This is a genomic window from Actinomadura soli (assembly GCF_005889715.1).
Classification (GTDB): Bacteria; Actinomycetota; Actinomycetes; order Streptosporangiales; family Streptosporangiaceae; genus Spirillospora; species Spirillospora soli.
Window position 1 is genome coordinate 1 of sequence record NZ_VCKW01000233.1, and the last position, 13256, is coordinate 13256.

General features: G+C 71.5%; 13 protein-coding genes. 11 read left to right on the forward strand and 2 right to left on the reverse strand.

Going from position 1 to position 13256, the window contains the following annotated elements; translation table 11 throughout:
• Positions 1-116 precede the first annotated feature (116 nt).
• The 3 genes from ETD83_RS32245 to ETD83_RS32250 are packed head-to-tail and all read left to right on the forward strand — an operon-like array spanning position 117 to position 3829.
• On the forward strand, positions 117-1325 hold the full coding sequence (locus ETD83_RS32245; protein WP_138648997.1) for a hypothetical protein: 1209 nt from the start codon (positions 117-119) through the stop codon (positions 1323-1325).
• Complete coding sequence (locus tag ETD83_RS42975) at positions 1318-2559, forward strand: coiled-coil domain-containing protein (protein WP_171064559.1); 1242 nt, start codon at positions 1318-1320, stop codon at positions 2557-2559. The genes ETD83_RS32245 and ETD83_RS42975 overlap by 8 nt, the downstream gene beginning before the upstream one ends.
• A gap of 34 nt (positions 2560-2593) precedes the next feature.
• Complete coding sequence (locus ETD83_RS32250; RefSeq protein WP_171064560.1) at positions 2594-3829, forward strand: cytochrome P450; 1236 nt, start codon at positions 2594-2596, stop codon at positions 3827-3829.
• Positions 3830-3961: 132 nt separating this feature from the next.
• Here the strand turns inward: ETD83_RS32250 and ETD83_RS32255 are convergent, their stop codons facing one another.
• Positions 3962-5410, reverse strand: coding sequence for a DHA2 family efflux MFS transporter permease subunit (locus tag ETD83_RS32255; protein WP_138648988.1), 1449 nt, complete (start codon positions 5408-5410; stop codon positions 3962-3964).
• 45 nt (positions 5411-5455) lie between these two features.
• Positions 5456-6628, reverse strand: coding sequence for an FAD-binding oxidoreductase (locus ETD83_RS32260; protein WP_138648989.1), 1173 nt, complete (start codon positions 6626-6628; stop codon positions 5456-5458).
• 220 nt (positions 6629-6848) lie between these two features.
• On the opposite strand from ETD83_RS32260, the gene ETD83_RS32265 reads away from it, so the two are divergent.
• The 8 genes from ETD83_RS32265 to ETD83_RS32310 all read left to right on the forward strand — a co-directional run.
• The gene (locus ETD83_RS32265; RefSeq protein WP_138648990.1) at positions 6849-7529 is read left to right on the forward strand and encodes a TetR/AcrR family transcriptional regulator; all 681 of its coding nucleotides are present in this window, start codon (positions 6849-6851) and stop codon (positions 7527-7529) included.
• An 80-nt stretch (positions 7530-7609) separates the two neighbouring features.
• Complete coding sequence (locus tag ETD83_RS32270) at positions 7610-7897, forward strand: GlsB/YeaQ/YmgE family stress response membrane protein (RefSeq protein ID WP_138648991.1); 288 nt, start codon at positions 7610-7612, stop codon at positions 7895-7897.
• A gap of 111 nt (positions 7898-8008) precedes the next feature.
• Entirely contained in the window at positions 8009-8344 is a 336-nt protein-coding gene (locus ETD83_RS32275; protein ID WP_138648992.1) for a VOC family protein, read from the forward strand.
• 298 nt (positions 8345-8642) lie between these two features.
• Positions 8643-9146, forward strand: a complete 504-nt coding sequence (locus tag ETD83_RS32280) for a TerD family protein (RefSeq protein WP_138648998.1) — start codon at positions 8643-8645, stop codon at positions 9144-9146.
• A 183-nt stretch (positions 9147-9329) separates the two neighbouring features.
• A complete protein-coding gene (locus tag ETD83_RS32295; RefSeq protein WP_138648993.1) occupies positions 9330-9755 on the forward strand; it encodes a hypothetical protein in 426 nt (141 codons plus the stop codon).
• Between the two features lie 64 nt (positions 9756-9819).
• Positions 9820-10194, forward strand: a complete 375-nt coding sequence (locus tag ETD83_RS32300; protein ID WP_138648994.1) for a DUF485 domain-containing protein — start codon at positions 9820-9822, stop codon at positions 10192-10194.
• Entirely contained in the window at positions 10191-11855 is a 1665-nt protein-coding gene (locus ETD83_RS32305) for a solute symporter family protein (RefSeq protein WP_138648995.1), read from the forward strand. The genes ETD83_RS32300 and ETD83_RS32305 overlap by 4 nt, the downstream gene beginning before the upstream one ends.
• A gap of 146 nt (positions 11856-12001) precedes the next feature.
• On the forward strand, positions 12002-13256 hold a 1255-nt coding region (locus ETD83_RS32310), incomplete at its 3' end, for a S8 family peptidase (RefSeq protein WP_138648996.1).

A 13256-nucleotide genomic window follows, 5' to 3' on the forward strand; every position in this document is an offset into this window, starting at 1 on the left:
GTGGACAAGGGGGTGTTGGCGGGTTTGTCGAGGATGACCTTGTTTGGGTCTACTTGGTGGGCGGTGTCGAGATGAGAATGATCGGCAAGCTTCCACACTCCGACGGGACGTACCCCATGAACCTGCGCGACGAGATCGAGACCCTCATACGGGCCTGGGACGCCTACGAGGTCGGCCACGGTGGATCACCCATCGTCGATTTCGACTGTGCCCCGGGGCAGAACGCCTCCGAGCCGGCCGCCGACCGGTTGAGCGTCTACCGCCGGTTCACCGAGCTGCGCGCCGGTGCGACGGGGGCGCTGGCGGTTCGGCTTGACGCTGATCTGGCCTATCTCGGCGCGCTCATCGGAGAACGCCGTCCTCTCGACGACTACGTCCGGGCGACCCAGGGGTGCGGCACGGCCGGGTGGCCGGACGAGTACCTGGTGGAGCGGGCTGAGCAGGCGCGGGACGCGTGTGCTGATCTCGGCATCGGATGGGGTGCCCGCACCAACGCCGAGTTGCGGGAGGCCGAGGGGCTCCTGGACGTCAGCGAGGCCCCCGACGCGATCCGCCAGGCCACCGAGGAGTTGGAGCCCGTCGTCCGCGAGGCCACCGGCAGCACCGCGCCCTACCGCCTGACGATCGAGACCGCCGACGTGGACGCCTACTGGGCCTACTGGCTGGACGGAGCCGGGCAGGACGTCCGCCTGCGCCTCAACCTCCCCAACGTCGAATTCACCCAGACAGGCGCCCGGCAGTTCGCGCTGCACGAGGTGCTCGGCCACGGTCTGCAGAGCGCCGGCTTCACCGCGCAGGCGGAGGCCGAGGACGTCCCCTGGGTTCGGCTGTTCAGCATTCATGCGCCGTTGCAGGTCATGTGCGAAGGCATCGCCCAGGCGTGGCCGCTTTTCCTTCTGCCCGAGGACAAGGTGCTGATCGCCCGCGTCCGGCTGTCCCATTACAGCCAGCTCATCCTCGCGGAGGTGCATCGGGCCCTTAACGACGGCGCGCCCGTCGGTGAGTGCGCCGATTACGTGAGGACGGCCGTTCCATGGTGGACGGACAAGAGCGTCGCCCGCTACCTCGCCGATCGCGGAGCCGATGTCCAGCACCGGAGTTACATGTGGTCCTATCCGGCCGGGTTCGATTGGTTCGCGGCTCTCGCCGAGGCGGATGCCGACGTTTCACGAAAGGTGCTCCAGGCCGCATACCGCGCCCCGCTCACCCCGGCTGACCTTACTGATCTATGGCCGGAGGGACCGGCTGTGGGCGGGCCAGGAAGCCCCATTCAGCTGGGGAAGCCTCCGGTTTTCCGAAACGCCCAGAGCAACCCGGATGAGTGAGGAGACGTGGGACGGTCTGGGCCGGGCCCGGCAATTGCTCGCCGATACCGAGCGCCTCGCCCAGACCATCACCACTCCGGCGGTCGGAAATCCGCACGGTTTCCGGGCCTGGGCGCTCAGGGAGATCGTCACGGCACTGAGCGGGCTGGACCCGGCCGAGGCCGAGCGCGTGGCCCGCACGATTCCCGATCCCCTCTACCAGGCAAAGGCGTTCACCGACGTCGCCGGTGCGCTGGTCAAGGTGGATCCTGGTCGGGCGCGCGAGCTGCTCGCCGAGGCCGAACGCATCGTCCCGCGCACCGATCTGGTGCTGCTCGGATGCCGAGCGCTCGTGGCAGTGGTCGGGGTCCTGGCCGACCTGGATCCTGAGGACGCCGAACGCGTTGCCTGGGGCATTGCCGATCCGGCCTACCGCGTCCACGCGCTGACGGAGGTCGCCGGGGCGTTGGCCGGCGTGGACGCAGGCCGGGCCCGGGATCTGCTGGCGCAAGCCGAAGACGTGGTCCGCTCGGGGTCCTTGGACGAGCCGGAACGAGCGCTGGCGTGGGTCGCCGGGGTGTTGACCCGGCTGGATCCAGGGGGTGCCGAGCGCCTTGCCCGTACGATCGCCGAGCCTTACGCGCAGGGACGGGCCTTGCGGGAGGTCGTCACAGTGCTGGCCGAGTCGGAGCCGGACGATGCCGAACGCCTCGCCTTCACCATCGGCCACCGCCTCCGCCGAGCGCAGGCGCTGACACTGATCGCTCGCGCGCTGGCCGCGAGCAATGCCGAGCGGGCGCGCGGGTTGCTCATCGAAGCCGAGCGACTTGCGCGCACCGTCCCCCGAGCGTGGTGGCAGGCTCGGGCGTTGATGCAGGTCGCGAGCGCATTGATCGCGGTGGACGTGGAGCGGGCCCGGGATCTGCTGGCGGAAGCCGAACAAATTGCCCGCACCGATAGCCATCCGGACCCGGTGCTTGAGGACGCCGCCCAAGCACTGGCAAGAATTGATCCAGGCGATGCCGAACGTCTCGCCCGCAGTATCCGGAGGCCGGCGAACCGGAACAACGCCCAGAAGAAGGTCGCCGAGGAGATGGCCTTGGCGGACCCGGACAACGCCGTGCGCCTTGCCCACACGATCCCCTCTCTGGCTTACCAGTGCAGAGCCTTGGCAGGCATCGCCCGCGTATGGGGTGGGGATTTACGGTGGGGGCATGAGGTTGCTGACGTATCAGCGGAGCGTTGCCGGGCCTAGGGCGGGGGTTGAGGCGGCTCAGTGGTGGGGGCGGATGGCGCGGGATCCGCTCGGGACATACGGCGCGCTGGCCCGGCGATACGGGGACGCGGTTCAGGTGCCGTTCGGCATGCGGCGGTCGTTCTTTCTGCTGTCCCGGCCTGAGCATGCCGAGCACGTCCTGGTGGCGAACCAGGCCAACTATGTGAAGGCTTTCACGTACCGTCCGCTGCGGGTCTTCCTTGGGGACGGGCTCCTGACGAGCGAGGGCGAGACGTGGCGGCGGCATCGGCGGCTCGTGCAGCCGGTGTTCGCGCAGCGGCACATCGTCGCGTACGCGCCGCAGATGGTGGAGAGCACCCGCGGGGCCGTCGAGCGGTGGCCTGACGGCGTGCTGCTGGACGCGGCGGAGCAGTTGCGGCGGCTCACCTTGGACGTGGTCGGACGCGCGCTGTTCGGCAGCGAGCTCGCAGGCGAAGCCGCCAGGACCGGGCGGTCGCTGGAGGCGCTCCAGCGGGCCGCGAAGATCGGCACGTTCCTGCCGCGCGTGGCGGCGCGGCGCGGGCTCTACACGCGTATGCCGTGGCTGAAGGACGGCATCGCGCATCTCGATGGAATGGTCGAAACGGTCGTCAAAGGGTCCGGAGGGGAACTGCTGGATCTGCTGAAAGAGAGCGGCGGCCTTTCCGAGGACGAGTTGCGCGACGAGGTTCTGACGCTCCTGCTGGCCGGGCACGAGACGACGGCCGCCTCCATGGCGTGGACATTCGTGCTGCTTTCCCGCTATCCGGCGGCACGGGAGCGCCTGGAGGGGGAAGTCGACGAGGTTCTCGGCGGAAGGGACCCGCAGGCAGACGACGTCGATCGCCTCCCCTGGACGCGGGCCGTCCTTTCCGAGGCCATGCGGCTCTATCCTCCGGCATGGACCATCGAACGCGATGCGGTCGAAGACGACGACGTCGCGGGAGTGCGCATTCCGGCCGGGTCGACGCTGGCGGTCCCGCCCTATCTGCTGCATCGGAACGCGGAATTCTGGCCCAATCCAGAGGGCTTTCAGCCAGAGCGGTTCATGGGGGAGTCGGAGCGTCCCAGATATGCGTATCTGCCGTTCGGCGGCGGCAAGCGCATTTGCGTCGGCGCCGGTTTCGCGATGCTGGAGGCGACGCTGATGCTCGCGACGATCAGCCGTACGCACCGGCTCGATCTGGCGCCGGGAATGACCGTTCCCGGACGGGCGGAGGTCACCTACCGTCCGGCCGGGCCCGTCCCGATGCGCGTGTCACGCAGATAGTTCCCCACCCGGCCCCCGAAGACGGCCGCACATCGCGAGCCCCGGCCCGGATTGCCGCGGCGCATCGCGAACCCCGGACCGCCGCCTGCATGCCCGGGCCGCGCATCGTGCGGCCCGGGCGGAGGGTGACGGTCACTTCCGGGGCAGCAGCAGCGCGGGAACGATCGCGATCGCCCCGATGACCAGCGCGATCCAGAAGGCGTGGCTGAACGCGGTGGCCAGCAAGGGCGCCACCTGGAGGCGTGCCTCGTCCGGCAGCGGGGCCAGCGCCGACCCGGCGAGCCGCGGGGACCGGACGGTGATCTCGTGCTGCAGGATCACCGCCAGGGCGGTGGTGCCCACGGACGCGCCCATCCGCTGAAGGGTGTTGATCGCGCTGGTCGCGCGCGGGATCAGCGGGCCGGGCAGGGCCTGGTAGGCGGCCGCCATCGACGGCATGATCGTCGCGCCCAGGCCGAGGCCGATCACGAACAGCGCGGCGGCCAGCAGGACGGGTGACGTGGCCGCGTGGATCTGCGTGTAGGCGGCCGTGCCCAGCAGGCCGAGGACGATCCCGGTGGGGACGACCACCCCGGCGCCGAGCCGGTCGGTCAGCCGTCCGGCCAGGGGCATGGCGACCGCGGCGCCCGCCGCCTGCGGGACGAGCAGCAGCCCGGTGGCGAGCGGGCCGTGACCCCGGACGATCTGCCAGTACAGCGGCAGCAGCACCAGGACGCCGAACAGCGCGACGGCGACCACGACGTTCGTGACCGCGGCGGCCGTGAAGGCGCGGTTGCGGAACAGCGAGATGTCGATCAGCGCCTGCCGGTTGCGGGCGTGCAGGACGTACAGCCCGATCAGCACGGCCGCCGCGCCGAGGATGGCCCAGGTGCGGGGCGCGTCCAGGGCGCCGGGACGTCCCGCCTCGGTGGTGCCGTAGACGAACGCGGTCACGCCTGTGCAGAGCAGGAGCAGGCCGCGGACGTCCAGGCGCGTCGGGCGCGAGGGCGAGCGCGGCAGCAGGCGGAGCGCGGCGACGATGGCGATCACGCCGAGGGGGAGGTTGGCGAAGAAGATCCACCGCCAGCCGGCGGTCGAGATGATCAGGCCGCCGGCGACCGGTCCGGCGACGGAGCCGAGCAGCATCGGCATGCCGATGAAGCCCATCACGCGGCCCATCCGCTCGGGCCCGGCGGCCTGCGCCAGGATCGTCTGCGCCACCGGGATGATCATTCCGCCGCCGATGCCCTGCACGACGCGGAACGCGATCAGGCTGGGCATCGACCAGGCGGCGCCCGCCAGCAGGGAGCCGGCGAGGAACAGCAGCAGCGCGGCGATCCAGACGCGCCGGGCGCCGAACCGCTCGGTGGCCCAGCCGGTCACCGGGATGACGCCCGCCAGGCCCAGCATGTAACCGGTCAGGACCCATTGGACGGTCGTGATGGACGCGCCGAAGTCCTCGGCGAGCGTACGGGTGGCGACGTTGACGGCGGTCGCGTCGACGATCGACATGATCGCGCCGAGCACTACCACCGCGCCGATCGCGACGAGTTTCCGGTCGAGCCGCTGGACGGGAGCCGTGGACGGGAGAGTGGCGGTCATTTCGGTTACCTCGCATTTCAAGCGGTCTCCGGCGGTTCAGGTGGTTCAGGCGGGCTTGATGTTGTGGTTGCGGTGGAAAACGTTCTGTGGGTCGTAGGTCCGCTTCACCTCGCGCAGGCGCCGGAAGTTCTCCGGGGTGTAGGCGGTGGCCGTCCTGGACGTGTCGTGCAGGAAGTTCAGGAACGACCCGCCGGTCGCGTACTCGGCCAGCGGCGCGGCGTCCTCGGCGGAGCCGTCGATGGTGAGCGAGAAGGGGACGTCGCGGTGGCCGACCGGCCCGGCGTCCGCGGCGGGACGCGCCATCGCGCCGCCCCAGTGCCGGATCTCGATACCGGACGCGCCGCTGCCGGCGATCGCGGCGATCAGCGGGTCGGGCAGGTCGGCGTACAGGTGAAAGTGGTGGGGCGGGGTGCCGCCGAGGGAGTCGGTCTCGGCGTACGGCATCGTCCGGAATTCGTGGTGCAGCGGCGGGCCGCCGGCCTGACACAGTGACCGCAGGGTCCGGGCGCCCTCGTCCGCCGCACCCGCGTGGACGCCGCGGACGATGACGACGCGTCCATGCTCGGCGTGGTCCGTGACGGCGATGGAGACGCTCAGCTCGTCGGGGCGGGCGTCGGCCTCGTCCCGGAAGCGGGTGAGCACGTCGCCGGCCCGGTCGGCGGGAAACACGGCCGTCCCCGCGTAAACCGTGGAAACCGGGTGCAGCCGGAACTCCAGCGAGGTGACCACGCCGAAGTTGCCGCTGCCGCCGCGCAGCGCCCAGAACAGGTCGGCGTGGTGGTCGGCGTCGGCGGTCAGCGCGCGCCCGTCGGCGGTGACGACCCCGGCGCGCAGCAGGTGGTCGGCGGCGAACCCGTAGCGCCGCGACAGCCAGCCGACGCCGCCGCCGAGCGTGTATCCGGCGACGCCGACCGACGCGTGCGACCCCGACAGCGGCGCGAGCCCGAGCGGCGCGGCGGCGGCGATGACGTCGCTCCAGCGGGCGCCGGGGCCGACGCGGGCCACGCGGCGGGACGGGTCGACCAGCACGCGAGCCATGCGGGACGTCTTGAGCAGCAGCCCCTCGTCCGGCGGGACAAGGGTGCCGTGCCCCGTGGCCTGGACGGTGAGCGGCATCCCGCGGTCACGCGCCGTGAGGATCGCGGCTCGGACGTCCGCCGTCCCCGTGGCCTCGATGACGAGGAGGTCGTCGGTGCGGGTCGCGGTCGAGGCATTCATGATCTCGTCCTTCCTTCCGGAGGTTTTTTCTCCACTTGTTCGCACCGTAGCATTGAGCCGGAGGATCTGTCTCCACTTAATTCAAGATCTTTCCGGTGGCCGGACCGCGAGGGCGGCGTGCGTTCCGAAAGCGACGCTATAGTCACAGTTCTTGATAGTCAAGATTTGTGACTAAATACAATTGGAGGTTCTGCCTCCGGATGATTGCTACGCTGAGCCCATGGGGCAGCAGCCGAACACCGCCGAACGTCCGCTCCGCGCGGACGCGCGCGACAACCGCAACCGGATCCTCGCCGCCGCCGCCGAGGTGTTCGTCGAGCAGGGCCCGGGCGCCCCGCTGGAGGACATCTCCCGCCGCGCGGGCACCGGCATCGCGACGCTGTACCGGCGGTTCCCCGACCGCAACGCGCTGACCAGGGCCGTCGCGCTGGACGCCCTGCAGCGCACGGCCGACGAGGCCCGGCTGGCCCGGGACGAGGAGCCGACCGCGTTCGCCGCCCTGGTCCGCTACCTGCACCGCGTCCTGGACATCCGGATCGGCGCGGTCTTCCCCGTCCTGCTCAACGAGATCCCGTTCGACGACGCCGAGATCGCGGCCGTCCGGGACGGCGGCGTCGCCGTCATGCAGGGGCTCGTCGCCACGGCCCAGGAGGACGGCGACCTGCGCGACGACATCACGCACGCGGACATCGGGATGCTGCTCGTGCGGCTGTCCCGTCCGCTGCCCGGCCCGATGTCCCGCGACCTCGCCGAGCAACTGGCGCACCGGCATCTCGACCTGATCATCGACGGCCTGCGCACCGCCGCCTCCGCCAGGCGTCCGGATGCGCTCCGCGGCCCGGCCCTGACGTTCGGCGACCTGCGCTCCATGGGCGGCGACCAGGCCCCCGCGGCCGACTGACCACGGCCGCCCGTTCCGCCCCGGATGCGGTGCGGCCTGCGACGATGTGACTGCTCGTCCTGAATGGGCACAGGGACGGCATGAACATCACAGGCATCATCAGCGCGATCGTCATCGGCGCGATCATCGGTGCCCTCGGGCGCCTGCTCCTGCCCGGCCGCCAGCCCATCGGCCTCATCCTGACCGTGCTCGTCGGCATCGCGGCCGCCATCGCCGGGACGGCCATCGCCCAGTCGGTCGGCGTGTCCACGACCAGGGGCATCGACTGGATCGAGCTGGTCTTCCAGGTCGGCCTCGCCATGCTCGGCGTCGCGCTGGTCGCGAGCTTCAGGGCCCGCCGCAAACAGCAACGCCGCTCACCCCGCTGACCCCAACGCCCGCCACCCAACGCCCGCCGCTCGCCGCCCGGCGCCTGCCGCCCCACGACCGTCGCCCGGCGTCACAGGCAGGCCCATGCGACCACCCGCCAAGGAGCGATCATGAACGAGGGCGTCAAGACGATCATCTACCCCGTCCAGGACCTGGCGAAGGCCAAGACCCTGTACGGCCGCCTGCTCGGTGTCGAGCCGACCGCCGACGCGGCGTACTACGTGGGCTACGACCTCGGCGACCAGCACATCGGCCTGGACCCGAACGGCCACCGCCACGGCCCGACCGCCTACCACCACGTCGACGACATCGAAGGGACGATGACGGCGCTGCTGGAGGCCGGGGCGGAGACCGTCCAGGACGTCAAGAACGTCGGCGGCGGCAAGCGGATCGCCGTCCTGAAGGACCCGGACGGCAACATCATCGGCCTCACCCAAAACTCATAAGCCCGCGCCCGACCAGCACGAACATCCCCATACACGCCGCCCGGCCCGCCCATGGACGCCGTCCGGCCCGGCTATGCGCCCCGGCCGGTCGGCCTGCCGGACTGTCCGCGATCAGGGCTCGACGCTCCGTGGCCGGAGTCCGCCATTTTCCGCGGCGACCGACGTGACGCGCGCGCTCCGGTGACATCCTCGGACCCAGCCGGCTCCCGGCTGTGATCTCGCGATCACAGTGGCCAACCACGCATGTCAGCCGACATGAGACATGTCCGGTCAACATGGGGAGTGGCACGTGCAGCAGATGCTCAAGGGGGCCAATGTCGGGCTGGCCGACCTGACCGAGGCGATGGGGCCGGTCACCGTGGCGCTGCGGTGGTCGGACCCGTCCGGGAGCGGCGAGGCGGACGTGGCCGCGCTCCTGGTCGGGGCGTCCGGCAAGGTCCGCGACGACAAGGACTTCGCCTTCTACAACCAGCCGTCCACCCCCGACGGTTCGGTCCAGTTATTGGGGAAGTCGCCGACCGGCGCCGGCAGCGAGGACCGCATCCTGGTGGATCTCGGCGCCTTTCCGCCGGAGGTCGAACGGGTGGTCGTGACGGCCAGCCGATACGCCGGGGCCACGTTCGGCGATCTGGACGACGTCGGCCTGACGCTCTTCGACAGCGGGGGCGCGGCCCTGCTCGGGTTCGACATCGGCGACGCCTCGTCCGAGACCGCCTTCGTCTTCGGTGAGCTGTACCGCAGGGGCGGTGGCTGGAGGTTCCGGGCGATCGGGGGGTCCGGTTCGTCTCCGGCTGCGGTCTGACCGTCGTCCCGTTGGTTCCCACGGCTCTCGCCCCCGTGGCCGTCGCCGCCCTCGCCGCCCTCGCTCCCGTCGTGTCGCTCGGCTTCTCCGCCCTCGTCGGCATCCTCGGCCTCGTCACCGTCCTCAACGCTGATGCCGAAGTCGCCGGCGAGTCCGGCGAGACCCGTCTCGTAGCCCTGGCCGGTGCGCGTCGGGGCGGACCTGAGGACGGGGCAGATCGAGACGACGGCCGAAGTCCCCGCGGCCGTCCGGGCTCGCGCGCTCACGCGGGTGCAGTCGCTGCTGCGGCGGTTGGCGGAAGCGCCGCAGGAACTGCGCGTCGAGGCGCTGACGGACGGACGTGCCGAGGGCCCGTGCGACCTGCTCAAGAACCTGCGGAGCGAGCCCGGCCTGCTCGTCCCGGGCGGCGGCGAGGAGGTCACGTCGTTCCGGCTGACGCGCTGCCGACCGGCATGGGCGCCAAGCGGGGGACGGACGAGACGGGATTCGTCCGCAGCGTGGACGTCGCCGTCGACCGGTTCCATCGGCAGGTGCTCCAGGCGGTCGGCACGGACCCGGGGTGAGGTGCCCGAGGTATGCATCTCGGCAAATGGGGGTTGGGGCGAGTGAAGATTTGATCTCATAGAGCGATCGGAAAATTGCAGAGAGTCACGTCGGGTCTAGGGGAGGCCAGATGGTGGGGGACTCGAAGGTCTCGGGAAGCGAGCGGGACGAGCGGGACGAGCGGGACGAGCAGGGCGAACGGAGCGAGCGGGGGGCTCCTCCGGGGCAGTACGCGCCGATCGCGGGCTATGAGGCTTTCCGGTTGCTCAGGAGGAGATACCGGCGGGTCGCGGCTGTCGTCGGAGTGGTGTTCCTCGGGTGGTATTTCGCGTACGTCGGGTTGGCCGCGTTCGCCCGGGAGTTCATGGCGCGGCCCGTGGCGGGGCACGTCAACGTCGCGCTGCTGCTCGGCGCGCTGCAGTTCGTCTCGACGTTCGTCCTGGCGGGCGTGTACGTCGCGTACGCGCGGCGGCGCCTCGATCCGCTGGCCGGTGAGCTGCGGTGACGGGGTCCGCGCTGGTGTTCGGGCTGTTCCTCGCGTTCATCGTGACCACCTTGGGGATCACGGTCTGGGCGCGGGCCAACACGCGGGGCGCCGACGACTTCTACGCCGGCGGACGGACGTTCTCCGGCCCGCAGAACGGGATCGCGCTCGCGGGCGACTACATGTCGGCGGCGTCGTTCCTCGGCATCGCCGGGATCATCGCCCTGTCCGGATATGACGGGTTCCTGTACTCGATCGGGTTCCTGGTGGCGTGGCTCCTCGCACTGCTGCTCGCCGAGCTGATGCGCAACGCGGGCCGGTTCACGATGGGGGACGTCCTGTCGCGGCGGGTGCGGCGGCAGGCGCCGGTGCGGCGGGCGGCGGCCGTGTCCACCGTCACCGTCTCGGTGTTCTACCTGCTGGCGCAGATGGTCGGGGCGGGGGCGCTGGTGTCGCTGCTGCTCGGCATCCACCGGGGCGAACGGTTCCTCGGCATGTCCGCGGACGCCGCCGAGACGGTCACGATCGTCGTCGTGGGAACGCTGATGATCTTCTATGTGGCCTACGGCGGGATGAAGGGCACCACGTGGGTGCAGATCATCAAGTCGGCGCTGCTGACCGCCGGCGCCGTCGTGCTGACCGCGCTGGTGCTCGGCAGGTTCGGGTTCGACGTCAGCGCCGTGCTCGGATCGGCGGCGGACGCGAGCGGCAAGGACGAGGCGTTCCTGCGCCCCGGCCTCCGCTACGGGCAGGACGTCCCCGGCGACGCCTACCAGACGATCGTCAACAAGCTCGACTTCATCAGCCTCGCGCTCGCGCTGGTGCTCGGCGCGGCGGGCCTGCCGCACATCGTCAACCGGTTCTTCACCGTCCCGGACGGGCCGGCCGCCCGCCGGTCGGTGTCGTGGTCGATCGGGCTCGTCGGCGTCTTCTACCTGATGACGCCGCTGCTGGGCTTCGGCGCGGCCGCCCTGGTCGGACGGGACGAGATCGTCGCGCAGGACCCGTCCGGCAACACCGCCGTCCCGCAGCTCGCGCACGCCGCCGGGGAGCAGCTCGGCGGCCACATCGGCGGCGACATCCTGCTCGCGTTCGTCGGCGCGGTGGCGTTCGCGACGATCCTCGCCGTCGTGTCGGGGCTCGTGCTGGCGTCGTCCACATCGCTGGCCCACGACTACTTCGGGCAGGTGCTGATGCTCGGCCGCCCGCGCGAGTCGCAGGAGGTGGCGGTCGCGCGGTTCGCGGCGTTCCTCGTCGGCGCGCTGGCCATCGTCCTCGCGGTCGTCGCGCGGAACCTGAACGTGGCGTTCCTGGTCGCGCTGGCGTTCTCGATGGCCGCCGCCGCCAACCTCCCGGCCATCCTGCTGTCGCTGTTCTGGCGCCGGTTCAACTCCGCGGGCGTCGTCGCCGGCATCTACGGCGGGCTGAGCAGCTCGCTGGTGCTGGTGCTCTTCTCGCCCGTCGTGTCGGGGAAGACCGACCCCGCGACGGGCGAGAGCCTGTCGCTGTTCCCCGCGACCATCGACTTCCACCTGTTCCCGCTGGAGAACCCGGGCATCGTCGCGATCCCGGTCGGGTTCGCGTGCGCGGTCGCCGGAACCCTGCTCGGACGCGAGAAGGCCGACCGCGAACGCTACGACGATCTTTCCGTGCGGGCGCTCACCGGGGCGGGCGCGCCCTGACGTCGTGGTGTGACGGAGCGTGAGAAGCGTGCTGTCCGGGACCGTTCCCTAATGTGCCGAGTGCCCCGGCCGGGACGGGTTTCGCGTGGCACAATGTCAACCCGCCGTGGAGCGCGGCAAAATGCCGGGAGGGGAGGTGCGGCGGCGTGTCCGAAGCCGGTCGACACCGTCCGGCGGGTGCCCGGCCGGCCGTGTCACCGCACCGGCTCGGCGCCCGGACGACCTCGGCCCTCTCCGTGCTGGCGCTCGTCGCCGCGGTGGCCGTGCCGGTGGCGACCGCCCCAGGCGGGTTCGCCGCGCAGCCGGCGGCCCCGGGCGGGCTCGCGGCGCAGCGGACGGTCAGTGGCGCCTCCGCCGGAGCGCCCTTGGGCGCGGCGGCCGACCAGATCCGCGCCCGCGAATGGCACCTGGAGGTGCTGCGCGCCGCGAAGGCATGGAAGTTCTCCAAGGGACGCGGCGTCACCATCGCCGTCCTCGACACCGGCGTCGACCAGCGCCATCCCGACCTCACCGGACAGGTCGTCAACGGGCCCGACCTCACCGGCGGCGTGCGGCGTCCCGGCACCCGCTACTGGGGGCTGCACGGGACGTCGATGGCGAGCATCATCTCCGGCCACGGCCACGGGCCGGGGCTGTCGCAGGGGATGATGGGCGTCGCGCCGCAGAGCCGCGTGCTGTCCGTCCGCGTCACGCTGGAGAACGACGACCCGCTGCGCGGCGACGGCGAGCAGCAGGCGGGCGGCGCCGAACGCGACGCCGTCGCCCAGGGCATCCGGTACGCGGTCGACAACGGCGCGAACATCATCAACATGTCCCTCGGCGGCGGCCGGCAGTTCTACGACGGCACCGCGTCGCAGGAGAGCGCGATCAAGTACGCGCTGGGCAAGGGCGTCATCCTGATCGCGTCGGCGGGCAACGACGGCTCCGGCGCGAACCGCAAGAACTTCCCCGCCGCCTACCCGGGAGTGATCGCGGTCGGCGCGCTCGACCGCGAGCTGCGCCTCTGGAAGGACAGCAACCGGCGCTCCCACGCCGCCGTCTGCGCGCCCGGCGTCGACATCGTCAGCGCCGACGCGCGCAACGGCTACGTCGTCGGGACGGGCACGAGCGCCTCGTCGGCGATGGTCGCCGGCGTCGCCGCGCTCGTCCGGTCCCGGTACCCGAGGCTGAGCCCCGCCGAGGTGCGGCGCGCCCTGATCCTTGGGTCCCCGGCACGCCCCGGCCGGCCGACCGGGTCGCCCACCTGCCGCGGGACGGTCGACGCCGTCCGGACGCTCATCGCCGCGCACGCGATCAACAAGACGTCCAACGGGCCGCTGGAGACGCCGCCGCCGCCCCCGGCCCCCGAGCCGGCCGCGGAGTCGACCCGGGAGGGGGCGGGGCTGCTGCTTCCGCTCATCC

What these genes read in the sequence shown, in the direction of transcription:
- ETD83_RS32245 (WP_138648997.1), top strand. Translation starts at nt 117, where the DNA reads ATGAACCTGCGCGACGAGATCGAGACCCTCATACGGGCCTGGGACGCC.
- ETD83_RS42975 (WP_171064559.1), top strand. Translation starts at nt 1,318, where the DNA reads ATGAGTGAGGAGACGTGGGACGGTCTGGGCCGGGCCCGGCAATTGCTC.
- ETD83_RS32250 (WP_171064560.1), top strand. Translation starts at nt 2,594, where the DNA reads ATGGCGCGGGATCCGCTCGGGACATACGGCGCGCTGGCCCGGCGATAC.
- ETD83_RS32255 (WP_138648988.1), bottom strand. Translation starts at nt 5,410, where the DNA reads ATGACCGCCACTCTCCCGTCCACGGCTCCCGTCCAGCGGCTCGACCGG.
- ETD83_RS32260 (WP_138648989.1), bottom strand. Translation starts at nt 6,628, where the DNA reads ATGAATGCCTCGACCGCGACCCGCACCGACGACCTCCTCGTCATCGAG.
- ETD83_RS32265 (WP_138648990.1), top strand. Translation starts at nt 6,849, where the DNA reads ATGGGGCAGCAGCCGAACACCGCCGAACGTCCGCTCCGCGCGGACGCG.
- ETD83_RS32270 (WP_138648991.1), top strand. Translation starts at nt 7,610, where the DNA reads ATGAACATCACAGGCATCATCAGCGCGATCGTCATCGGCGCGATCATC.
- ETD83_RS32275 (WP_138648992.1), top strand. Translation starts at nt 8,009, where the DNA reads ATGAACGAGGGCGTCAAGACGATCATCTACCCCGTCCAGGACCTGGCG.
- ETD83_RS32280 (WP_138648998.1), top strand. Translation starts at nt 8,643, where the DNA reads ATGCTCAAGGGGGCCAATGTCGGGCTGGCCGACCTGACCGAGGCGATG.
- ETD83_RS32300 (WP_138648994.1), top strand. Translation starts at nt 9,820, where the DNA reads ATGGTGGGGGACTCGAAGGTCTCGGGAAGCGAGCGGGACGAGCGGGAC.